The sequence below is a fragment of the Alkalicaulis satelles genome (assembly GCF_008630495.1).
GTDB classification, from domain to species: Bacteria; Pseudomonadota; Alphaproteobacteria; order Caulobacterales; family Maricaulaceae; genus Oceanicaulis; species Oceanicaulis satelles.
This window is the reverse complement of the sequence record NZ_VWOJ01000001.1, coordinates 983,491-1,004,647: the sequence shown is the minus strand read 5'-3', so window position 1 is coordinate 1,004,647 and position 21,157 is coordinate 983,491. Positions and strand designations below refer to the sequence as shown.

Genomic DNA, 21,157 nt, shown 5'->3' with positions numbered 1-21,157 from the left:
ATGGCCATGAACACCCAGGGACGTCCCTCCCGCCCGCTCCACGCCCATGATGCGGGGGCCTATACCGACACGTTTTCCGGCTCGCGCGGGCTGGACCAGGCCGAGCCGCTGATCTTCGAGCGCGGGCGCGTGGATGTGACCGGTGTGGACCTGCCCGAGCCCTCCGGCGCGCCCTTGCGCGTGGGCGGGCTGGAGCGCAAAGCCGAGATCGGCCTGCCGGGCCTGGCCGAGCCGGAGACCATGCGCCATTACGTGCGCCTGTCGCGTAAGAATTACGCCATCGATCTGGGGCTTTACCCGCTGGGGTCTTGCACCATGAAACACAATCCGCGCCTCAACGAGAAGCTGGCGCGCCTGCCCGGCTTTTCCGACGTGCACCCGCTCCAGCCCCAGTCCACCGTGCAGGGCGCGCTCAAGCTGATCGGCGAGCTGGCCCACTGGCTGATGGTGCTGACCAATACGCCGTGCGTGGCCATGAGCCCCAAGGCCGGCGCCCATGGCGAGCTGTGCGGCATGATGGCGATCCGCGCCGCGCTGGACGCGCGCGGCGAGACCGGACGCCGCCGGGTGCTGGTGCCCGAAAGCGCTCACGGCACCAATCCGGCCACGGCGGTGCAGTGCGGTTTCTATTGCGACGAGATCCCCGCCGACGCCACGGGCCGGGTGGACATGGAGGCCTTCAAGGCCAAGCTGGGCCCGGACGTGGCCGGCATCATGCTGACCAACCCCAATACCTGCGGCCTGTTCGAGCGTGACATCAAGGAGATCGCCGACCTGATCCATGAGGCGGGCGGGTATTTCTACTGCGACGGGGCGAATTTCAACGCCATTGTCGGGCGGGTGCGGCCGGGCGATCTGGGCATCGACGCCATGCATATCAATCTGCACAAGACCTTCTCCACCCCCCATGGCGGGGGCGGGCCGGGCTCGGGGCCGACGGTGTTCTCGCAAGCCCTGGCGCCTTATGCGCCGGTGCCTTACGTGGTGCGCGAGGGCGAGACCTGGCGCATGGTCGAGCATGAGCACGAGGCCGAAGGCGAACCCTTCGGGCGCATGGTCGCCTTCCACGGCCAGATGGGCATGTTCACCCGCGCGCTCTCCTACATGATGAGCCATGGCTCGGACGGGCTGAAACAGGCCGCCGAGGATGCGGTGCTGAACGCCAATTATGTGCTGGCGCGCCTGCGCCATGTGATGACGGCGGCCTTTGACGGGACCTGCATGCACGAGGCGCTGTTTGACGACCGCTTCCTGAAGGGCACGGGCGTGTCCACCCTCGATTTCGCCAAGGCGATGATTGATGAGGGCTATCACCCCATGACCATGTATTTCCCGCTGGTGGTCCATGGCGCCATGCTGATCGAACCCACCGAGACCGAGAGCAAGGCGTCGCTGGACCGGTTCTGCGACACCCTCGAAGGCCTCGCCCTGGCGGCGCAGAACGGCGAAACCGAGCGCTTCACCGCCGCCCCGCGCCATGCGCCGGCCAAGCGGCTGGACGAAACCCGCGCCGCGCGCAGTCCGGTGCTGCGCTGGACGCCGCCGCAGGATCAGCCCCAAGCGGCTGAATAAGCTGAAGCCTGAAGCGCCGCGCCGCCACACAATCGCCGCGGCCTGCATGCACTGACTGCTAAAACCGGTCCGGCGCACTTTGTCGGGCCGGGTGCGGCGCATTAGATTAAGCCGACGCCCTGCCGGTCCGGCCGGCGCACGGGAGCCAGAACGCGGTGGCGATGAACGAAGGCATGAATGGCTGGGGCCGTAACGGCGTGACGCACATCGTCCAGGCGGTGTTGCGCGCCATTGGCGTGGCGCTGGGCCTGTTCCTGCTGGCGATTTCCATCCCCCTGTTCTTCCTGCCCATTCCGCTGGGTCTGCCGCTGGCCATTCTGGCGCTGATCCTGCTGGCGGCCACCTCCAAGACCGCCCACCGGGCGATCACGGGCTGGCTGCGCCGCCATCCGGCGGTGTGGGAGCGGGTGAAGCATTTCTTCGACCGCGGCCAGCGCGACTAAGCCTCTGGCCGCCCATCTGCTTTCAGACGAGAGGCCGCCCATGACCCTTACCCTTCACCATCTCGGCCAGTCGCGCTCGGAGCGCATTATCTGGCTGCTGGAAGAGCTGGGCGCGCCCTATGAGCTGGTGGTGCACAAGCGCGACGCCGCGACCCGTCTGGCGCCGGCCGCCCTGGCGGACATCCACCCGCTGGGCAAGGCGCCGCTGCTGGTGCTGGACGATGGCCGCGCGCTGGCCGAGACCGGGGCCATCGCCCAGTATCTTCTGGACCGGTTCGACATCGCCAACCGGCTTCGGCCGGTCCCGCAAAGTCCCGCCTGGCCGGTCTATCTGGAATGGATGCACGCCAGCGAGGGCGCGGTCTTCCTGCCCTTCCTGATGAACGCCTATCTGCGCCCGTCCGGTCTGATGGACAGCCCGCTGGGCCAGTATATGGCCGCTGAACGCGCCAAGATTCTCGCCCATGTGGACGCGCATCTGGCCGCCCATGCCTGGTTTGCGGGCGAGACGTTCAGCGCCGCCGACTGCCTGATGGGCTTCCAGCTGGAAGCCGCCGACCAGGCCGGCGCGATTTCTGAAGATTCGCCGGTGAAAGACTGGCTGGAGCGCATCCGCGCCCGCCCGGCCCACCAGGCCATGCGCCAGATCACGGCGAAGGACTGACCGCCCCTCACGCATTGTGACGCCCGCCAGAGTCTGCTATATAACAATTGTTATATAGGCGGAGACCGGCATGCAAAAGCTCAAGATCACCAGCGTGGGCTCCTCTTCGGGCGTGATCCTGACCAAGGAGGTCATGGCCCATCTCAAGGTCCGCAAAGGCGATACGCTTTACCTGACCGAGGCGGCGGACGGCGGCTATCGCCTGACGCCTTATGATCCCGATTTTGAGCGGCAAATATCGCTGGCGGAAGACATCATGCATGATGACCGCGAGGTGCTGCGCGCGCTGGCCAAGTGACAGGTCCGGCGCCGGGCAGGGACTGGCGCTGGATCAGCGCGGCGGTGATCTACGCCCTTCATGACCGGCAGCTGGCCGAACATGGCGGCGCGCAAGGGGTGCGTGATGCGGGCGGGATCGACAACGCGCTGGCCCGGCCGGTCAATCTGGCCGGATACGCCAGCGCGGACGCGGCGGCGCTGGCGGCTGCCTATGCCTATGGCCTGGTCAAAAATCATGGATTTGTGGACGGCAACAAGCGCATTGCCTGGATCGCGGCGCGCCTGTTTCTGGCCGATAACGGATTTCGCCTGCGCTTCGAGCCCGCTGACGCGGTTCGCCTCATGGAAGGGCTGGCGGGCGGGCAGGTGACGCAAGACGAACTGGCCAGCTGGTTTCGCGACCGCCTGGTTTGAGGCCGCCTTTGCCCGTCATCGCGCCCTTCATGGCGATTTTCACCCCATCGCCTCGCCGGCCAGCTGGGCGCTGGCGTCTTCCAGGATGGATTCGCTGGCTTCGCCGAACACCGCCTCGCGCCCGACCTCGAGCATGACCGGCACGGCGAAGGGGGAGATTTTGGCGAGCGCGGCGTGATCGATCCGCCCGGCGACTTTCGCCAGCCGGTCAGACAGCCGCCGGATGTCCAGGAGCCCGGAAGCCGCGTCGCGCCAGGCGGCTTCGAGCAGGATATGGCCGGGCTCATGCTCGCGCAGCACGTTATAGATGAGGTCGGACGAGAAGGTGACCTGGCGCCCGGTCTTCTCCTGGCCGGGAAAGCGCCGCTCGATCAGGCCGGAGATGAGGGCGCAATTGCGGAACGTGCGCTGCATCAGCGCGCTCTCGGCCAGCCAGGCGTCGAGATCATCGCCCAGCATGTCTTCGCTGAACAGCGCCGCCATATCGGCGTCAGCCATGTCCTTGAGGCCCCACACCGCCAGCGCGTACTCATTGGCCACAAAGCCCAGCGGGCGCAGGCGCGCGCGTTCGAGCCGGCGGGTCAGCAGCATGCCCAGGGTCTGGTGGGCCAGGCGCCCCTCGAACGGATAGCACACCAGATAGAATTTGCCCCCGCGCGGGAAGGTCTCCACCAGCAGCCGGTCCGGCTCGGGCAGGCGCGAGCGCTCTTTCTGAAGCGCGAGCCAGTCGCGCACCTGTTCAGGCAGGCCGTCCCAGGCCGATGGGGTGTGGACCAGTTCACGCACGCGCTCGGCCAGAAAGGTGGTGTAGGGAAATTTGCCGCCCTGCCAGCTGGGGATTTTCGGGTCCTCGCCGCCGGCCCGGCTGACCAGGCATTCGGTCCCGCTGACCCCTTCAAAGCGCAGCATCTGACCGGCGAACAAAAACGTGTCGCCGGGGGTGAGCTGGTCGGCGAACCATTCCTCCACCTGGCCCAGCCTCGCGCCCGCGCCGCGCAGCGTGGGCTTGCGCGCGGCGCCCGGGGCGGACGGCAGCGGCGCGCCGGCGGCATAGGAGGGCGGGGCGGTGAGGCGGGCGGGCGCAGCGCGCGTGCTGAGGCTGGCGGGCTGGGGCTGGGGCGTCTCCGCCTGACCCTTGCGCCGGGCCGCGAAGCGCACGTCCAGCATGGGGCTTTCGATGATCACGCCGATATTGAGCCTGTGGCGCTGGGCCGCGTCGCGATTGCGCACCCGCCACAGCCCGTCGCGCCCCTGCACCATGCGCCGGAAGCGGTCATAGGAGCCCAGCGCATAGCCGCCCGTGGCGGCGAATTCCAGCACCCGGTCAAAGGTTTCGCGCGGCAGGTCCGCATAGGGCGCCGCGGCGGTGACTTCGCCATAGAGATCATCAGCCGAGAAGGGATCGCCGCAGGCCCGGCCCATGATGTGCTGGGCGAGCACGTCCAGCGCGCCCTCGCGCAAGGGCTCGCCGTCCAGCGCCCCGGCATGGACCGCCTCGCGCGCGCAGGCGCATTCGAGATGCTCAAACCGGTTGGACGGGACCAGCACGGCGCGCGAGGGCGCGTCGAGCCGGTGATTGGCCCGGCCCAGGCGCTGCATCAGGCGCGCGGCGCCCTTGGGCGCGCCCATCTGGACCACCAGATCCACATCGCCCCAGTCAATGCCCAGATCCAGGGTGGAGGTGCATACCACCGCGCGCAAGGTCCCGGCGGCCATGGCGCTTTCCACCTTGCGGCGCTGTTCGGGCGAGAGCGAGCCGTGATGAAGCGCGATGGGCAGTCCGTCCTCATTGGCCGCCCACAGCATCTGGAACACGAACTCGGCCTGGGAGCGGGTGTTGACGAACACCAGGGTGAGGCGCGCGTGCGCGATCATCTCATACACCGCCGCGATGGCGTGACGGCCCGAATGGCCCGCCCAGGGAATGCGCGCGGCATCCGGGGTGAGGATGTCGACCACCGGCGCCGCGCCGGGCGCGCCGTGGATGATGCGGGCCTGACGGGTTTCTCCCGGGCTCTGCCGGGCGAGCCAGCGCGCATGACCGGCCTCGTCCATCACCGTGGCCGACAGCCCGGCGCGGCTGGCCGCCGGGGCGTAGCGCGCCAGCGCCGCCAGGCCCAGCGCCAGCAGATCGCCGCGCTTGCCTGCGGCCAGCGCATGCACCTCGTCGATAATGATCCGCCGCAGATCGGCGAAGAAGGCCGCGCCATTATCCTGGGCGCAGAACAGGGCGAGCTGTTCGGGCGTGGTCAGAAGGATGTCGGGCGGCGATGCCCGCTGGCGCGCGCGGCGCGATTGCGGCGTGTCGCCGGTGCGCGTCTCGATGCGCAGATCCAGCCCCATCTCCGAAACCGGCGTGGAGAGATTGCGCGCCACATCATAGGACAGCGCCTTCAGGGGCGAGACATAAAGGGTGTGCAGCCGGTGCGGCCGGTCGGCGCCTGCGCCGTCGGTGCGCCGGGCCAGATCTGTCAGGCTCGGCAGAAACCCGCCCAGCGTCTTGCCCGCGCCCGTGGGCGCGATGAGCAGGGCGTCCTCACCCGCCTCCGCCGCCTCCAGCATGGCCAGCTGGTGGCTCCGCGGCGCCCAGCCGCGCGCTTCGAACCAGGCCTGAAACCGTGCGGGCAGGGCGTTCATGGCATGAGACATAGCGCATGGGCGGCGCTTTGCTGCATCCCCTCATGCGTTTTCCCGGCTTGCGTTGGGGAAACGCAGGGTGTGGGGGTGGCGTTCTGGTGATCGCCTGCGCCCCCTCACCTTTATCCTCTCCCCTCTTTGAGGGGGTGAGGCCGCCAAGTCTGGTCCGGGGGATCAGACGATCGGCCGAACGGAAGGTGAGGGGTGCGGCGCGCCAGCATAAGACGATTTTCCGCTCCATCTCCCACCCCGCGTTTTCCCGGCGCAAGCCGGGATCCAGACCAACGGTTCTCCTGGGCCCCGGCTTTCGCCGGGGAAACGCAGGGTGAGAGGCTTGGGCGAGGTGATCGCCTGCGCCCCCTCACCTTACCTCTCCCCCATGGTCATGGGGGAGAGGGGGCTTTGACGCCGCGCTTCATCCTGTGGGCTTGGCGCTTAGCATTTTCCGAATAGAACTCGGCGTCGAAGCCTCCTCTCCCCTCTTTGAGGGGAGAGGGTAGGGTGAGGGGTGCGGCGCCTGCGTCAGATGATTTTCCCCTCCATCTTCCCCCATGCGTTTTCCCGTCGAAAGACGGGATCCAGACATACGGCTCTCCTGGGCCCCGGCTTGCGCCGGGGAAACGCGGATGGAGAGGTTTGGGAGAGTTGAGAGACGGGGCCTGGGAAGGCGCCTAGCGGCGGTCGGTGGTGTCGCCGTCCACGGTCCAGCCATGGGGGCCGCGATGGGCTTCCAGGATGCGCGGGTCCTTGCGCGGACGGGTGCGCCCGCGCACCTTGGCGTAGAGCCACCAGGCGCCCGCGCCGGCCAGCGACACCGCCGCCACGATCAGGGCGGCCATGGTGACGAAGGCGGCCAGAATCACCGCCAGAGCGATCACCGCGCCGGCCAGCAGCGCCGCCGCGACGGCGCGCAGGGCGGTCATGAGGCCCTGAGAGTTCAAGGCGCCGGTATGGGTCATGGGCGGGCTCCTGCGCTTGAGAGGACGCATGATGCGCGTGCGAACACACACAAGGTTGGGCTTTATGACCCCTTCGTCAATGGCTGGCGCCTTACAAAGGCGCAAGAAAGGCTGCAGGGGGAGCGTGTCTCCATCCTTGCCTCAAGCGTTTTCGGCGAAACGCATGGGGGAGAAGTTTGAGTTCTGGTGATCTGCCGCGCCCCCTCACCTTTATCCTCTCCCCCATGTCCATGGGGGAGAGGGTAGGGTGAGGGGTGGGCGCGCGGGTCTGAAGTTTTTCTCTGCAGCAATCCCCCCTTGGCGTTTTCCCGTCGAAAGACGGGATCCAGAACCGCCGGCGCCCCTGGACCCCGGCTTGCGCCGGGGAAACGCGAGGGCGGAGGGGACTTGATCGAAAGCGCGGCTCCTCTGTCCTTCCCTGCTTGCGGGGAAGCTGCGCGTCAAATCCTTGCGCCTGCCTGAACCGCCGCTCAGGCCGGCTGGGATTCAAGGCGGCGGGGGCGCAGGCCGCGGGCCTGCATGACGGCGTCATAGGCGGCGTTGATCACGGCCATTTTCTCGTCGGCGATGCGTTGCAGCTCGGCGGGCGCGCCGCGCGCGATCAGGCGGTCGGGATGATTGCGCGCGGCGATGGCGCGGTAGGCCGATTTGATCTCGGCGTCGCTGGCCGAGCGGCTGACGCCCAGGATCACGTAAGGATCGTTTTCGGGCGGGGCGATATGGGCGTATTTGATGCGCTCGAAATCCTGGGCGCCGAAGCCGAAAATCTCCGCCACTGTGGCCAGATACGCCTCTTCATCGGGGGTCACCCGGCCATCGGCCTTGGCGATATGGAACAGGCCGTCGAGCACGTCTTCCAGCACCGCCGGGTGATGGCGCATGCGCCGGGCCAGGCGCCGGGCATAGCCCTCAAAGCCCAGCGTGGTCTGTTTGGCCAGATTATAGGCGCGCGCCAGCGGCGCCTCGAAGCCGGGCGGGGCGCGGAAGACCTGGGCGAAGGCGGCGGTCTCCTCGGCGCTCACCTCGCCATCGGCCTTGGCCATCTTGGCGCCCAGCCCGATCAGCGCCATGGCGAATTCGGCGTCGTCCACCCGCCGTCCGGGCGGGCAGTCCTCCTCCGCACACGCGAACGGATCGGGCGATCCGGTCAGAAGGGCGGCCAGCTTGCGCCAGAAATTCATCGCCGGTCAGGGCTCCGCAAGGCGCGCCGGACGGGCGCGGCCTGAGCGTTCTGATTGACCGGCGCGCCGCGGGGCGTCAACCCGCCCCGGCGCCCGGCCTTGCAGGGGCGGGCGGGCTGTGCTGCATAACCCTTTGCAATTCAGGCAGGAGCGCCGGCGGCCGCGATGACCCAAGGGCTGGAAATCTGGATCGACCGGGGCGGGACCTTCACCGACATCCTGGCGCGCCATGGCGACGGCCGGCTGGAAGCGTTCAAGCTGCTGTCCCAGTCGCCGGCCTATGACGATGCGGCCAGCGCCGGCGTGCGCCGGGCGCTGGGCCTGGCCCCTGATGCGCCCCTCCCGGACGGCGCCGTGGCGGCGGTGAAAATGGGCACCACCGTGGCCACCAATGCGCTGCTGGAGCTGAAGGGCGCGCGCACGCTGTTTCTGGTCACCCAAGGGTTTGAGGACGCGCTGATCATCGGCGATCAGAGCCGGCCCGATATTTTCGCCCTGCGCATTGACCGCCCCGCCCCGCTGGCGGCGCGGACCGTGGGCGTAGCCGGGCGCATGACCCCGGAAGGCGCGGTGGCCGATCCGCTGGACGAGGATGCGGTGCGCGCGGCGCTGGCTGCAGCGCGGGCGGAAGGTTTCCAGTCCGTGGCGGCGGCGCTGATCAATTCGTATGCGAATGATGCCCAGGAGCGGCGCATCGAGGCGCTGGCGCGCGAAGCCGGTTTCGCGCATGTGACCCTGTCCAGCGCGGCCAGCCCGCTAATCCGCTTCGTGCCGCGCGCCTCCACCGCCGTGATCGACGCCTATCTCCAGCCCGTTTTGCAGGATTATGTGGCCCGCGTGGCGCGTGGGCTGGACGGCGCGCCGCTGTATTTCATGCAGTCCGGAGGCGGACTTTCGGATGCAAAGCAATTTGCCGCCCGCAATGCCGTCCTGTCCGGTCCGGCGGGCGGGGTGGTGGGCATGGCGCTGACGGCGCGGGCCGCCGGGTTCGAGCGGGTGATCGGGTTTGACATGGGCGGCACCTCCACCGACGTGTCGCGCCATGATGGCGGCGATTATGCCCGCGCCGACATGCACAGGCTGGATGGACGCGTACTGCGCGCGCCCATGCTGGCGGTCCATACCGTGGCGGCGGGCGGCGGTTCGATCCTGAGCTTTGACGGCGAACGGGCGCTGGCCGGGCCCCATAGCGCAGGCGCTGATCCGGGGCCTGCCTCCTACGGGCGGGGCGGACCGGCGGCGCTGACCGACGCCAATGTGGTGCTGGGCCGGCTGCAGCCCGGTTTCTTCCCGCGCGTCTTCGGCGCCGGTCAGGACCAGCCGCTTGATGTGGAGGCGGCGCGCAAGGCGCTGTCAGAGCTGGCTCAAGCCATGGATCTGCCCGGACCCGAAGCGGCCGCCGAGGGCTTTCTGGCGGTGGCGGTGGAGGCCATGGCCGGCGCGATACGCCAGATTACAACGGCCGAGGGCGTTGATCCACGCGGCTATGCGCTCAACGCCTTCGGGGGCGCGGGCGGCCAGCATGCCTGCCGCGTGGCCGGGGCGCTGGGGATCACCACCGTGCTGATCCACCCCCAGGCGGGGCTGTTGTCGGCCTATGGCATTGGCCTGGCGCCCGTGCGCGCGGTGCGCGAGGCGGGGCTGGAGCGGGCGCTGGATGCGGACGGCTTGCGCGAGGCCGGGCCTGTTCTGACGCAGCTGGCCGATGAGGCGCGCGGCAGCGCCGCCGGGCAGGGCGCTCAGAATATTCGCATCCGAAGGGAGTGGCGCGTGCGCGCGGCGGGCTCCGACACCGCCATCAGCGTCGGCGATGGCGCGCTGGAGGCCATGCGCGCCGAATTCGCCGCCGCCCATGAGCGCCTGTTCGGCTTTGCGCCGGATGCAGACGCCGCCCTGGTGCTGGAATCGGCTGCGGCCAGCGCAGAGGGCGATCCGCCGGGCGCGGGGCTGAAACCTGCGCCCTTGCCCGCCGGCGACGCCCCGCCTCAAGCGGCGGCGCAGGCGCAGATCTACGCCGGGGGCGGCTGGCGCGATGCGCCGGTCTATCGCCTGGCCGGTATCGCCCCGGGGCCGGACATCGAGGGCCCGGCCCTGATCGCCGATGATCACCAGACCATCGTGCTGGAGCCCGGCTGGCGCGCCCGTCGCAGCCCGGACGGCATGCTGATCCTGACCCGCGACAGCGCCGCCAGCGCAGCGGCGTCCGCGCACGCGTCAGATCACTCAGCCCCCGATCCGGTGACGCTGGAGCTGTTCAACCGGCGCTTCATGGGCGTGGCCGAGCAGATGGGCGCGGTGCTCGAGCGCACGGCCCATTCGGTCAATATCAAGGAGCGGCTGGATTTTTCCTGCGCGGTGTTCGACGCGGACGGCGGGCTGGTGGCCAACGCCCCGCACATGCCGGTGCATCTGGGCTCCATGTCGGCCAGCGTGCGCGCGGCGCTGGACGCCCATCCCGATCTGGGTCCGCGCGATGCGGTGGCGCTGAACGCGCCGTGGAATGGCGGCACGCATCTGCCCGACATCACCGTGATCCAGCCCGTGTGCGCGCCCGATGGCGAGCGATTGTTCTTCGTGGCCGCACGCGGCCATCACGCCGATGTGGGCGGCATCGCGCCGGGCTCCATGCCGCCGTTTTCCACCCGCATCGAGGAAGAGGGCGTGGTGCTGGATGCGGTGCGGCTATTGAAGGATGGCCGCTTCGAGGCCGGCGCCGTCCGCGCGGCGCTGGAGGCCGGGCCGTATCCGGCGCGCAATCCCGATCAGAATATCGCCGACCTGAAGGCCCAGCTGGCGGCCTGCGCGGCGGGCGGACGGGCGCTGATGGAGATGACGGCGCGCGAGGGGCTTACGACCGTGCGCGCCTATATGGGCCATGTGCAGGACAATGCCGAACGCGCCGTGCGCCGGGTGATCGGCGCGCTGGAGGATGGCGAGGCTGAGATGGCCATGGATGGCGGCGGGGTGATCCGCGTCGCCATACGGGTGGACCGCGCCGCGCGCGAAGCCGAAATTGATTTCACCGGGACCAGCGCGCAGCTCAGCGATAATTTCAACGCCCCCGGCGCGGTGGCGCGTGCGGCGGTGCTCTATGTGCTGCGCTGCCTGGTGGAGGATTCCATCCCGCTCAATGAAGGCTGTCTGAAACCCATCCGGCTAATCATCCCCGAGGCCAGCCTGATCGCGCCGCGCCCGCCCGCGGCGGTGGTGGCGGGCAATGTGGAGACCAGCCAGCTGATCGTGGATGCGCTGTTTGCGGCCACGGGCCGGCTGGCGCCCAGCCAGGGCACGATGAACAATCTCACCTTCGGCGATGCGCGCCGCCAGTATTACGAGACCATCTGCGGCGGGGCGGGCGCCGGCGTGCTGGCCGATGGGCGCGGGTTTGACGGCGCCTGCGGCGTGCACACCCACATGACCAATTCGCGCCTGACCGACGCTGAAGTGCTGGAACTGCGCTATCCGGTGCGCATCCTGGCCCACCGCCTGCGCACCGGTTCGGGCGGGGCCGGGCGCTGGCGCGGCGGCGACGGGACGGTGCGCCGCATCGCCTTCCTGGAACCCATGGAAGCCTCGCTCCTGTCGGGACGGCGCACCGTGGCGCCGCCGGGGATCAAGGGCGGGGCGCACGGCCAGCCCGGCGCCCAGCGCGTGATCCGCTCAGACGGCCGCGTTGAGGACCTGCCCGCCCTGTTCCGCGTGGAGGTGCAGCCGGGCGATGTTCTGGAGATCGAAACCCCGGGCGGGGGCGGCTGGGGCGAGGCCGGTTGAGGGCGGCCCCCGGCGGGGCTCAGCCCTGCGCGGCGAGGGCTTCGAGATCGCTCAGCGCCGTGCGGGCGTCGCGGAACACCAGATCAATATCGGCCATTTCCATAAGGCTGCGGTCCTCAAGGGTCAGGGGCGGGGCGGCCCCGATCACCGCCTGTGGCGAGACAAGGCGTATGGACACCACAAGCCTGACCAGCGCGGCCAAGGACCTGTCCGAGCTGAGCGACAGTCCGATCAGATAGGGCCGGGTGCGGGTGATGCGGTCCAGGATCGCCTGGTGTCCGGCGCCGGTGAGCAGATCAATGCTCCATCCCGCCTCGCGGAAAATCTCGGCCGCCAGGGTCACCCCCACCGCGTGGTCTTCACCGGGAACGGTTGCAAAGAACGCGGACCTGCGCGCGCTGACGGGATGGACAGGCCGTTCAGCGCGCAGGGCGCGCATCAGGGCGTAAAGATGACCGCTGGCCTTGGCCACCTGCAGGCTGGAGAGCGTGTCTTCCTGCCATTGCCGCCCCAGCCATTGCGCCGCCGCGGCGATATATCCCTGATACACGCCGCTACGCGTCAGGCCGGCCCGTCTTTGGCCGCCGATGAAGGCGAGCAGCGCATCAGGCTCGTCTTGCGTGATCAGGACGCAGAACTGGTCCAGGAGCTCGGGGCGAATATCAGACGACCGGGCCAGGCGGGTGTCCCGGGCCCGTTCGGACAGGCGCAATAATGTCTCGTCCACCAGCGCCCGGATGGCCGTGTGGGCCAACCGGTCAGACTTTGTTTTATAGAGCGAAACAGCTTTCTTATAGGTCTCGGGATCGAAGGTAAGTTCGTCGTCTGCCATTCCACGCCGCTCCGCCAGGCGGAGCCTTCCTCCTGTCATTATTGTTCCGCCACGGCTCTGGAACGAAGCCGCGCCGTGATCAGAACAACTATGCCGCGGAGCGCTTCAGGAAAGGCCCGGCGTCAAGTCTGTGACGTGATGGGTGATGAGGGGGGAAGGGCGCGCCTATTCCGCCGCCGCGGCGGCGGGCGCGTCCGGGTCATAGCCCAGGATCGGGGAGAGGGCGGTTTCGGCCTCCTCCAGGCTCCAGCCCTTACGCCGGGCATAGTCCTCCACCTGGTCGCGCGCGATGCGTCCAACGGCGAAATAGACGCTGTCGGGATGGGCCAGATAAAGCCCCGAAACCGAAGACGCCGGGTTCATGGCCCGGCTTTCGGTCAGGGTGATGCCGGTGCGCCCGGGCGCGTCCAGCAGGCGGAAGAGCAGGTCTTTTTCGGTGTGGTCGGGCTGGGCGGGATAGCCCGGCGCCGGGCGGATGCCCTGATAGGCCTCGGCGATCAGCTCGGCATTGTCCAGCGCCTCGTCCGGGGCGTAGCCCCAGATCTCCCGGCGCACGCGCGCGTGGAGATATTCGGCAAACGCCTCGGCGAAACGGTCGGCCAGCGCCTTGAACAGGATCTCCGAATAATCGTCATTGGCCTTGCGGAAGCGCTCGGCGATCCCGGCTTCAGCCTCGCCAGCCGTCACCGCGAACCCGCCGATCCAGTCAGGCCGCGAGGCGCTGATGAAATCGCTGATGGCGTAATGGGGCTTGCCTGAATCCTTGCGCAATTGCTGGCGCAGGCCGAAGAAGCGCCCGGCCTCGGTCTTGCGCGCCTCATCGGCGAAGACGATCACGTCATCGCCCTCGCGCCGGGCCGGCCACAGGCCTGCCACGCCGCGCGGTTTCAGCCAGTCCTCGGCGATCATCTGCTTGAGCATGGCCTGGGCGTCGTCGAACAGGGCGCGGGCCGCCTCGCCCCGGCGCGGATCGTCCAGGATTTTCGGATACACGCCCTTGATGTCCCAGGCCATGAAGAAGGGCGTCCAGTCGATATAGGGGGCCAGATCGGCCAGGCGCACATCCTCGATGGTGGTCAGCCCGGGCTTGCGCGGCGCGGGCGGCGCATAATCCTTCGCATCCACATCAAATGCATTGGCGCGCGCTTCGGCCAGCCTGACCCGGTCGCGGCTGGCCTGGGTGCGCGCGCGGGTGATGCGGGTCTTCTCGTGGCCGGCGCGGATTTCCTCCCAATAGGGCCCGCGCTGGTCAGCCGAGAGCAGGCGCGAGACCACGCCGACAGCCCGGCTGGCGTCATGGACATGGACCACGGGCGCGCGCTTGAAGGCCGGCTCGATCTTCACCGCGGTGTGGGCCGGGCTGGTGGTGGCGCCCCCGATCAGCAGGGGCAGCTCAAAACCCTGGCGCTCCATCTCGGCGGCCACATGCACCATCTCGTCGAGCGAGGGCGTGATCAGGCCGGACAGGCCGATAATATGGGCGTTTTCCTTGCGCGCGGTCTCCAGGATTTTCTCCGCCGGAACCATCACGCCCAGATCGATCACGTCATAGCCGTTACACTGCAGCACCACGCCCACGATATTCTTGCCGATATCGTGGACATCGCCCTTCACCGTGGCCATGACCACGCGTCCGGCGGACTCCTTGGCCGCGCCGCTGGCCTCGCGCTCGGCCTCCATGAAGGGGATGAGATGGGCCACGGCTTTTTTCATCACCCGCGCCGACTTGACCACCTGGGGCAGGAACATCTTGCCCTCGCCGAACAGATCGCCGACCACGTTCATCCCGTCCATCAGCGGGCCTTCGATGACGTGCAGCGGGCGGTCGAACGCCTGGCGGGCTTCTTCGGTGTCCTCCACCACGAACTCGTCAATGCCCTTGACGAGCGCATGTTTCAGCCGCTCGGCCACGGGGCGCGTGCGCCACTCGGCGTCCTCTTTCTTCGCAACCGTACCATCGCCCTTGAACCGGTCGGCGGCCTGCAGCAGGCGCTCGGTGGAATCGTCGCGGCGGTTGAGGATCACGTCCTCGGTCAGCTCGCGCAGCTCGGGGTCGATCTCGTCATAGATGTCCAGCTGGCCGGCGTTGACGATGCCCATATCCACCCCCGCCTTGATGGCGTGATAGAGGAAGACCGAGTGCATGGCCCGGCGCACCGGCTCATTGCCGCGGAAGCTGAAGGAGATATTGGACACGCCCCCCGACACATGGGCGCCGGGCAGTTCTTGCCTTATGCGCCGCGCCGCGTCGATGAAGGCGATGGCGTAGTCATTATGCTCCTCAATGCCGGTGGCGACGGCGAAAATGTTCGGATCGAAAATAATATCATTGGGATCGAATCCGACCGTGTCCACCAGGAGGTCATAGGCGCGCTTGCAGATGTCGAATTTGTGGTCTGCGGTCTCGGCCTGGCCGCTTTCGTCAAAGGCCATCACCACCACGGCCGCGCCATAGGCCAGGCAGGCGCGCGCCTGCTCCAGGAATTGGTCCTCGCCCTCTTTCAGGCTGATGGAATTGACGATGGCCTTGCCCTGCACGCATTTCAGGCCCGCCTCGATCACCTCCCATTTGGAGCTGTCGATCATGATCGGCACGCGCGCGATATCGGGCTCGGCGGCGATGAGATTGAGGAAGGTGACCATGGCCTGCTTTGAATCGAGCAGGCCCTCATCCATGTTCACATCGATGATCTGCGCGCCGTTCTCCACCTGCTGGCGCGCCACCTCCAGCGCAGCCGGATAGTCGCCATTCTGGATCAGCTTGCGGAACTTCGCCGAGCCAGTGACGTTGGTGCGCTCGCCCACATTGACGAACACAGCGCGGGAGGGGGAGGCGTCAGTCATCAGGCGCGGGACTCCAGTTGGGTGAGCGCGGCTTCGGCGCGGGACGAGAGCTTTCCGTCATCAAACACATGGATAACCTCAACCCCGCCCAGCCGGGCGCCATCGGCCATGTCCTCAGTGAGCAGGGCTTCGCATCCCGCTTCGCCGGCAGAGGCGAGCAGGAGCGCATCCCAATAGCCGAACCGCCCAGCGGCGGCCTCGGCCAACGCCCGCTCCACCGCAGTGCGGCTGGCGCGGAAGCTGGAATGAGAGCTGAGCAGGTTGCGCGCAGCCTGGGCCGCTTCCCAGGGCGTGCGCCCGCTATGGCGCACGGCGTTGACATAGAACTCGCCGCACACCTGCAGGGCGATGGGCGCGCCCGCGCTCTGGGCGCGGTTGACGAGTTCGGCGCAGATGGCGCCCTTTACCGGCTCGGCCTCGTCCACGGAGTAGAGATAGAGATTGGTGTCCAGCGTGATCATCCGCGCGGCCCCCGCTCGTGCAGCGCGTCGCGCCCGGAGGGCCGGGAGTCAAACCGCCAGCCTGCCTGACGAAGGGCGGTGAAAGCGGCCCAAGCGGCTTCCTTATCGGCGGGCGAGGCGGCTTCCAAGACATCTGCGCGGGCCTGGGGCCTTGCGCTGCGGCGGGCCGGGCTGCCTTCGGAAGGCGCCAGGGCGATGTCCACCAGCGCGCCGCGGCGGGTCTTGTAGAGGCCGAACCAGGCCTTGCGCGTGTCGTCATCAAGGGGTTTGAGGCCCCCGGTGGGGCGTCCGTCCTTACCGTCCGCCTTCTTCTCCCATACCCCCTTATGCCCCCCTACGGTGAGCGTGACGGTTTCACCTGCCTTGAGGCTTGCGAGCCGTTTGGTCAGGGCCGGGTCTCCGGAGATGTGCTTGAGCCATAGCGACCAGTCCGCCACTTTGACCTGGGCGGATGCATGGGGTGTGCTGTGCATGTTCATGACGTCCTCCTTCTGGATGACGCCAAACTAGCACTGCCCCTATAAGGGGTAAAGGGGGGTATAGGGGGGTTATAGCCCGTCATGCCAGCTCAAACGGTTCAAGGCCCGACAGGCGCATGGCCGGGGGGCGTTTGGCGATCTCGCGGGGGCGCCCGGCGAAGGCGGCTTTGGCGATGCGGGTGATATGGTCCGGCGTGGTGCCGCAGCAGCCGCCGACAATGTTCAACAGGCCCGATTGCGCCCAGTCGCCGATGAAGCCGGCGGTCTCTTCGGGCGTCTCGTCATACTCGCCGAAGGCATTGGGCAGGCCGGCATTGGGATAGGCGATCACGCGGGTCTCGGCGATGCGGCTCATCTCGGCCACATAGGGGCGCAGCTGTTCGGCGCCCAGCGCGCAATTGAGCCCCACCGCCCAGGGCCGGGCGTGGCGCACCGAGTTATAGAAGGCTTCGGTGGTCTGGCCCGACAGGGTGCGGCCCGACGCGTCGGTGATGGTGCCCGACAGCATGATCGGGATATCGGCGTCCACGCCGCCTTCGGCGCGCAGATCCAATAGCGCCTTGATCGCGGCCTTGGCGTTGAGGGTGTCGAAAATCGTCTCGATCAGGAAGAAGTCCACGAACGGCGCCATGGCCCTGGCCTGCTCGGCATAGGTGTCGCGCACCTGGTCGAAGGTCACGGCGCGAAACCCCGGATCCTCCACATCAGGCGACAGCGAGAGCGTGCGGTTGGTCGGTCCGATGGCGCCCAGCACGGCCTTGGGCTGGCCCGTCTCCGCCTCGGCGGCGTCAGCGGCCTCACGCGCCAGGCGCGCGCCCTCGGCGGCGATCTCGGCGGCGATGTCCTCCATGTGGTAATCGGCCTGGGCGATCTGCGTGGCCGAAAACGTATTGGTCTCCACCATGTCCGAACCGGCGGCGAAATAGGCCGCATGGATGTCGCGGATGGCGCCGGGCTGGCTCAGATTGAGCAGATCGTTATTGCCCTGGACGGGGCTTTTCCAGTCGGCGAAGCGCGCGCCCCGGTAATCGTCTTCGGTGAGTTTCAGGCGCTGGATCATGGTGCCCATGGCGCCGTCCAGCACCAGAATACGCTCCTGGCCCAGCGCTTCGAGCGCCTTGATGCGGTCCGTTCGGGTCATGGTTCAGGCCGCCTCCGCCGGTTCGGGTTTCACGCCCAGCAGCGCGCACGCCGCCAGCGCCAGCTCGGCGCGGTTGAGCGTGTAGAAATGGAACTGGTCGACACCGCCCGCTTTCAGCGCATCGCACAGATCAGCTGCGATATGGGCGGTGATCAGCTCGCGGGTCTTTTCGTCTTCGTCCATGCCGTCGAACACCGTTTCCAGGCGTTCGGGGATGGAGGCGCCGCACAGCTTGGCCATGCGCTTGAGGCCCTTGAAATTGGGCTGCAGCATGATGCCCGGCACGATGGGAATGGTGATCCCCGCCGCGCGCACCGTCTCCAGATAGCGCAGGAACACATCGGCATCGAAGAAGAACTGGCTGATCGCACGCGTCGCGCCATTATCGATCTTGCGCTTGAGATGATCGATATCGGCCTGAAGGCTGGCGCTTTCAGGGTGTTTTTCGGGATAGCAGCCCACCGAAATCTCGAAATCGGCGATGGCGCGGATCCCTGCGCTCAGGTCCGCCGCATTCTCATAGCCGCCCGGATGCGGGATATAGCGCTCGCCAATGCCCTCGGGCGGGTCGCCGCGCAGGGATACGATATGGCGCACGCCCGCATCCCAATAGCTGCGGATGACATCATCAATCTCGGCCCGGGTGGCGCTGACGCAGGTCAGGTGGGCGGCCGGCAGCAGGTCGGTCTCCTCCACGATGCGCTTGACCGTGCGGTGGGTGCGCTCGCGCGTGGAGCCGCCTGCGCCATAGGTCACCGAGACAAAGGCCGGACCCAGCGGCTGGAGCCGGTTGATGGAGTCCCACAACCGCGCCTCCATCGCCTCGTTCTTGGGCGGGAAGAATTCGAACGAGACATGCGGCGCGCCGGGCCGGAGCGTTGCATGAGCTGACATGGCCTTGTCCTTCAAATCCCCTTCGGCGCTCAAATTAGCGCAACGATATAAAGATATCTTTATGCGATTATCTGCCCGGATTCAATGGCCGGGATGCGCTGCAGGCCGGACTGCGCCTGCGCCCTGCGGCGGCTTGACGCAGCGCCCCGGCGCGCCAGTTTCCGCTCCAGCAGCACGCCAAGGAGACCTCATGCGCTGGCCCGTCCTGATATCCGCCGCCGCTCTGGCCCTGGCCGGGTGCGCCAGCGCGCCCGATCGCGCCAATGATCCGTTCGAGCCTGTGAACCGGGCCACGCTGGGCTTCAATCTGGCCGCTGACCGCGCCGTGGTGGGCCCGGCGGCGCGCGCTTACGGGCAATACACCCCGCAGCTGGCCCGCACCGGGATCGGCAATGTGCTGCGCAATCTCAGGGAGCCGGTGGTGTTCGCCAATCTGGTCCTGCAGGGCCAGCCCGGACCGGCGGCGGACGCCGCCTTCCGCTTTGCGGCCAACACCACGGTGGGGGTTGGCGGGCTGTTCGATGTGGCCGGCCGTGAGGGCGTGCCCCGCCATGAAGCCGATTTCGGCCAGACCCTGGCGGTGTGGGGCGCAGGCGAGGGGCCGTATATCGTGCTGCCCTTTATCGGACCGTCCAGCGTGCGCGATTCGGCCGGGCGCTTCGCCGACCGCTATCCCTATCCGCTCAACTGGAGCGAGGACTGGCCTGGTGATGGCGTGCGCTGGACCGAGCGGGCCTTGCGCGTGGGCGAGATCCGGCTGGAGCTGGAAGACACGCTCGCCCGGCTGGACGATGCGCCCGGCGGCGAAGACCAGGCTGACATCTACATCACCCTGCGCGAGGCCTGGCGGGCCGAGCGGCGCGCCTTCATCACCGCGCCGCGCGAGTGATCATCCGGTCTGCGCCGGGGCGCCATCACGATAGCGGGAGCGCCGGACGGCGCGCTTGAAGCGCGGGTGCGGCTTCGTTAGAGCCTTGCATCCATGAGCCTGCGCCATTTCGCCCTTTTGTTTCTCATCTGCCTGATCTGGGGCGTGAATTTCGTCGTGGCGAAATGGTCCGTTTCGGGCACGCCGGTGATTGTGGAGGGGTTTGAGGGCGCCCCGCCGGTGTTCTTCGCCTTCCTGCGCTTCGCCCTGCTTTATGCGATCCTGGCGCCCTGGCTCTTGCCTGTGCCACGGCCCTTCGGACCGGTGATCGGCGCAGCCCTGACCATGGGCGCCATCCAGTTTGCGCTGTTGTTCATCGGCCTGCGCTACGCCACGCCTTCGGCCATCGCCATCGTGGTCCAGCTCTCGGTGCCCTTCACCACCATATTGTCGGTGATCTTCCTGGCCGAGCGGGTGGGCTGGGTGCGCGCCAGCGGCATGGCGATCGCGTTCGCCGGCGCGGCGCTGGTGGTGTTCAAGCCGGCCGAGTTCTCGTTCACCATTGGCCTGTGGGCCGGGGTGGGGGCGGCGCTGGCGGCGGCGGCGGGCGCCATTTTCATCAAGCGCACGCCCGCGCCCGCCCTCAAGCTGCAGGCCTGGATCGGGCTGATCTCGTTTCCGCCGCTGGCATTGTTGTCGTTTGTGATGGAGCGTGACCAGATCAGCGCCGTCCTGGCCGGGGGCTGGCCGTTCTTCGCCACGCTGGTCTTCACCGTGGTGCTGGTCAATGTGTTCGGCCATGGCGCTTTTTACTGGCTTCTGCGCCGCTATGACGCCTCGCTGATCGCGCCCCTGACCCTGATGGCGCCCCTGATCGGGGTGATCAGCGGGGTGGCGCTGCTGGGCGACGAGATCACCTGGCAGCTGATTGCCGGCGGCATGCTGGCGCTGGCGGGCGTGGGCATTGTGGCCGCGCGCCGCTCCCGGCAGGCGCCGGTGGAGACCGTGTTGAGGAAGCCGCGATGAGCCCTTCGGTCATTCATGCGCCCTCGCCCAATTTCAATGACCGGCCCGCGCCGGTCTCGATCCTGGTGCTGCACTATACCGGCATGGAGACGGGCGCGGCGGCGCTGGAGCGGCTGCGCGATCCGCAAGCCAAGGTCAGCAGCCATTATCTGGTGGAGGAGGACGGGCGCGTCTTCGCCCTGGTGAGTGAGGACAAGCGCGCCTGGCACGCCGGGGCGGGCGCCTGGCGCGGCTGCCGGGATGTGAACTCGGCCTCCATCGGGATCGAGATCGTCAATGGCGGCCATGATTTCGACCTGCCGGACTTTGCTGACGCCCAGATCAAGGCGGTGACCGCGCTGTGCCGGGACATCCTGGCCCGCCACGCCATCGCTGCGCGTGATGTGATCGGCCATAGCGACATGGCGCCGGCGCGCAAGGCCGATCCGGGCGAGAAATTTCCCTGGCGCACGCTGGCTGAGGCCGGGATCGGGCTGTGGCCGGAGGCGCCGGTGGCGGGCCTCAGCGCGGACGCCGCACCCGCTGCGCTGGCCGCCATCGGCTATCCGGCAGCCGATAATGCGCTTGCAGATGTGGTCACGGCCTTCCAGCGCCGCTTCCGGCCGGCGCGCGTGGACGGGCGCCTGGATGATGAGACGCTGGGCCTCATCGCGGCGGTGCAGGCGCTCAGCGCTTGACGCGGCGGGCGCAAA

18 protein-coding genes are annotated in these 21,157 nt (G+C 68.1%); 9 read left to right on the top strand and 9 right to left on the bottom strand.

Annotation, left to right across the window (positions count from 1 at the left end):
- The 5 genes from gcvPB to F1654_RS04875 all read left to right on the top strand — a co-directional run bounded on the left by gcvPB (position 1) and on the right by F1654_RS04875 (position 3,372).
- Positions 1 to 1,572, top strand: a complete 1,572-nt coding sequence (gcvPB, locus tag F1654_RS04895) for an aminomethyl-transferring glycine dehydrogenase subunit GcvPB (RefSeq protein WP_150022349.1) — start codon at positions 1 to 3, stop codon at positions 1,570 to 1,572.
- Between the two features lie 161 nt (positions 1,573 to 1,733).
- Positions 1,734 to 2,015 (top strand): hypothetical protein, encoded by a 282-nt coding sequence (locus tag F1654_RS04890; protein ID WP_150022348.1) that lies wholly within the window; start codon positions 1,734 to 1,736, stop codon positions 2,013 to 2,015.
- Between the two features lie 40 nt (positions 2,016 to 2,055).
- Positions 2,056 to 2,679, top strand: a complete 624-nt coding sequence (locus F1654_RS04885) for a glutathione S-transferase family protein (protein WP_150022347.1) — start codon at positions 2,056 to 2,058, stop codon at positions 2,677 to 2,679.
- 70 nt (positions 2,680 to 2,749) lie between these two features.
- Positions 2,750 to 2,977 carry an AbrB/MazE/SpoVT family DNA-binding domain-containing protein gene (locus tag F1654_RS04880; protein WP_150022346.1) on the top strand — a complete coding sequence of 76 codons (228 nt, stop codon included), beginning with the start codon at positions 2,750 to 2,752 and terminating at the stop codon, positions 2,975 to 2,977.
- Positions 2,974 to 3,372: a type II toxin-antitoxin system death-on-curing family toxin gene (locus tag F1654_RS04875; RefSeq protein ID WP_233205131.1), complete on the top strand. Its 399-nt coding sequence runs from the start codon at positions 2,974 to 2,976 to the stop codon at positions 3,370 to 3,372. Before F1654_RS04880 ends, F1654_RS04875 begins: the two co-directional genes overlap by 4 nt.
- 39 nt (positions 3,373 to 3,411) lie before the next feature.
- Here the strand turns inward: F1654_RS04875 and F1654_RS04870 are convergent, their stop codons facing one another.
- The 3 genes from F1654_RS04870 to F1654_RS14090 form a co-directional block, all read right to left on the bottom strand.
- On the bottom strand, positions 3,412 to 6,009 hold the full coding sequence (locus F1654_RS04870; RefSeq protein ID WP_233205130.1) for a ligase-associated DNA damage response DEXH box helicase: 2,598 nt from the start codon (positions 6,007 to 6,009) through the stop codon (positions 3,412 to 3,414).
- 671 nt (positions 6,010 to 6,680) lie between these two features.
- On the bottom strand, positions 6,681 to 6,968 hold the full coding sequence (locus tag F1654_RS04865) for a hypothetical protein (protein WP_150022344.1): 288 nt from the start codon (positions 6,966 to 6,968) through the stop codon (positions 6,681 to 6,683).
- Between the two features lie 470 nt (positions 6,969 to 7,438).
- Complete coding sequence (locus tag F1654_RS14090) at positions 7,439 to 8,149, bottom strand: TerB family tellurite resistance protein (protein ID WP_150022343.1); 711 nt, start codon at positions 8,147 to 8,149, stop codon at positions 7,439 to 7,441.
- A gap of 165 nt (positions 8,150 to 8,314) precedes the next feature.
- Here F1654_RS14090 and F1654_RS04855 point away from each other — a divergent pair, with 165 nt between their 5' ends.
- Positions 8,315 to 11,920, top strand: a complete 3,606-nt coding sequence (locus tag F1654_RS04855; RefSeq protein WP_150022342.1) for a hydantoinase B/oxoprolinase family protein — start codon at positions 8,315 to 8,317, stop codon at positions 11,918 to 11,920.
- Between the two features lie 19 nt (positions 11,921 to 11,939).
- Here the strand turns inward: F1654_RS04855 and F1654_RS04850 are convergent, their stop codons facing one another.
- The 6 genes from F1654_RS04850 to metF form a co-directional block, all read right to left on the bottom strand.
- Positions 11,940 to 12,752 carry a cobalamin B12-binding domain-containing protein gene (locus F1654_RS04850; RefSeq protein WP_199200452.1) on the bottom strand — a complete coding sequence of 271 codons (813 nt, stop codon included), beginning with the start codon at positions 12,750 to 12,752 and terminating at the stop codon, positions 11,940 to 11,942.
- A 165-nt stretch (positions 12,753 to 12,917) separates the two neighbouring features.
- Positions 12,918 to 15,596, bottom strand: a complete 2,679-nt coding sequence (metH, locus tag F1654_RS04845; RefSeq protein ID WP_150022340.1) for a methionine synthase — start codon at positions 15,594 to 15,596, stop codon at positions 12,918 to 12,920.
- Positions 15,596 to 16,057 carry a PIN domain-containing protein gene (locus tag F1654_RS04840; RefSeq protein WP_150022339.1) on the bottom strand — a complete coding sequence of 154 codons (462 nt, stop codon included), beginning with the start codon at positions 16,055 to 16,057 and terminating at the stop codon, positions 15,596 to 15,598. The genes metH and F1654_RS04840 overlap by 1 nt, the downstream gene beginning before the upstream one ends.
- Positions 16,054 to 16,536 (bottom strand): hypothetical protein, encoded by a 483-nt coding sequence (locus tag F1654_RS04835; protein WP_150022338.1) that lies wholly within the window; start codon positions 16,534 to 16,536, stop codon positions 16,054 to 16,056. Before F1654_RS04835 ends, F1654_RS04840 begins: the two co-directional genes overlap by 4 nt.
- Before the next feature lie 79 nt (positions 16,537 to 16,615).
- On the bottom strand, positions 16,616 to 17,677 hold the full coding sequence (locus F1654_RS04830; RefSeq protein WP_150022337.1) for a homocysteine S-methyltransferase family protein: 1,062 nt from the start codon (positions 17,675 to 17,677) through the stop codon (positions 16,616 to 16,618).
- Positions 17,678 to 17,680: 3 nt separating this feature from the next.
- Positions 17,681 to 18,571 (bottom strand): methylenetetrahydrofolate reductase [NAD(P)H], encoded by an 891-nt coding sequence (gene metF, locus F1654_RS04825; RefSeq protein ID WP_150022336.1) that lies wholly within the window; start codon positions 18,569 to 18,571, stop codon positions 17,681 to 17,683.
- Between the two features lie 190 nt (positions 18,572 to 18,761).
- Between metF and F1654_RS04820 the strand changes: the two genes are divergently transcribed.
- The 3 genes from F1654_RS04820 (at position 18,762) to F1654_RS04810 (ending at position 21,142) form a co-directional block, all read left to right on the top strand.
- Entirely contained in the window at positions 18,762 to 19,460 is a 699-nt protein-coding gene (locus F1654_RS04820; RefSeq protein ID WP_199200451.1) for an MlaA family lipoprotein, read from the top strand.
- Between the two features lie 93 nt (positions 19,461 to 19,553).
- A complete protein-coding gene (locus F1654_RS04815) occupies positions 19,554 to 20,465 on the top strand; it encodes a DMT family transporter (RefSeq protein WP_150022334.1) in 912 nt (303 codons plus the stop codon).
- Entirely contained in the window at positions 20,462 to 21,142 is a 681-nt protein-coding gene (locus tag F1654_RS04810) for an N-acetylmuramoyl-L-alanine amidase (RefSeq protein WP_150022333.1), read from the top strand. The genes F1654_RS04815 and F1654_RS04810 overlap by 4 nt, the downstream gene beginning before the upstream one ends.
- Positions 21,143 to 21,157 lie beyond the last annotated feature (15 nt).

Excerpts from the sequence above, each read along its gene's own strand:
- F1654_RS04880 (WP_150022346.1), top strand. The coding sequence starts at position 2,750 with ATGCAAAAGCTCAAGATCACCAGCGTGGGCTCCTCTTCGGGCGTGATC.
- metF (WP_150022336.1), bottom strand. The coding sequence starts at position 18,571 with ATGTCAGCTCATGCAACGCTCCGGCCCGGCGCGCCGCATGTCTCGTTC.
- F1654_RS04855 (WP_150022342.1), top strand. The coding sequence starts at position 8,315 with ATGACCCAAGGGCTGGAAATCTGGATCGACCGGGGCGGGACCTTCACC.
- metH (WP_150022340.1), bottom strand. The coding sequence starts at position 15,596 with ATGACTGACGCCTCCCCCTCCCGCGCTGTGTTCGTCAATGTGGGCGAG.
- F1654_RS04885 (WP_150022347.1), top strand. The coding sequence starts at position 2,056 with ATGACCCTTACCCTTCACCATCTCGGCCAGTCGCGCTCGGAGCGCATT.
- F1654_RS04830 (WP_150022337.1), bottom strand. The coding sequence starts at position 17,677 with ATGACCCGAACGGACCGCATCAAGGCGCTCGAAGCGCTGGGCCAGGAG.
- F1654_RS04890 (WP_150022348.1), top strand. The coding sequence starts at position 1,734 with ATGAACGAAGGCATGAATGGCTGGGGCCGTAACGGCGTGACGCACATC.
- F1654_RS04815 (WP_150022334.1), top strand. The coding sequence starts at position 19,554 with ATGAGCCTGCGCCATTTCGCCCTTTTGTTTCTCATCTGCCTGATCTGG.
- F1654_RS04835 (WP_150022338.1), bottom strand. The coding sequence starts at position 16,536 with ATGAACATGCACAGCACACCCCATGCATCCGCCCAGGTCAAAGTGGCG.
- F1654_RS04820 (WP_199200451.1), top strand. The coding sequence starts at position 18,762 with ATGCGCTGGCCCGTCCTGATATCCGCCGCCGCTCTGGCCCTGGCCGGG.
- F1654_RS14090 (WP_150022343.1), bottom strand. The coding sequence starts at position 8,149 with ATGAATTTCTGGCGCAAGCTGGCCGCCCTTCTGACCGGATCGCCCGAT.
- gcvPB (WP_150022349.1), top strand. The coding sequence starts at position 1 with ATGGCCATGAACACCCAGGGACGTCCCTCCCGCCCGCTCCACGCCCAT.
- F1654_RS04865 (WP_150022344.1), bottom strand. The coding sequence starts at position 6,968 with ATGACCCATACCGGCGCCTTGAACTCTCAGGGCCTCATGACCGCCCTG.
- F1654_RS04850 (WP_199200452.1), bottom strand. The coding sequence starts at position 12,752 with ATGGCAGACGACGAACTTACCTTCGATCCCGAGACCTATAAGAAAGCT.
- F1654_RS04810 (WP_150022333.1), top strand. The coding sequence starts at position 20,462 with ATGAGCCCTTCGGTCATTCATGCGCCCTCGCCCAATTTCAATGACCGG.
- F1654_RS04870 (WP_233205130.1), bottom strand. The coding sequence starts at position 6,009 with ATGAACGCCCTGCCCGCACGGTTTCAGGCCTGGTTCGAAGCGCGCGGC.
- F1654_RS04840 (WP_150022339.1), bottom strand. The coding sequence starts at position 16,057 with ATGATCACGCTGGACACCAATCTCTATCTCTACTCCGTGGACGAGGCC.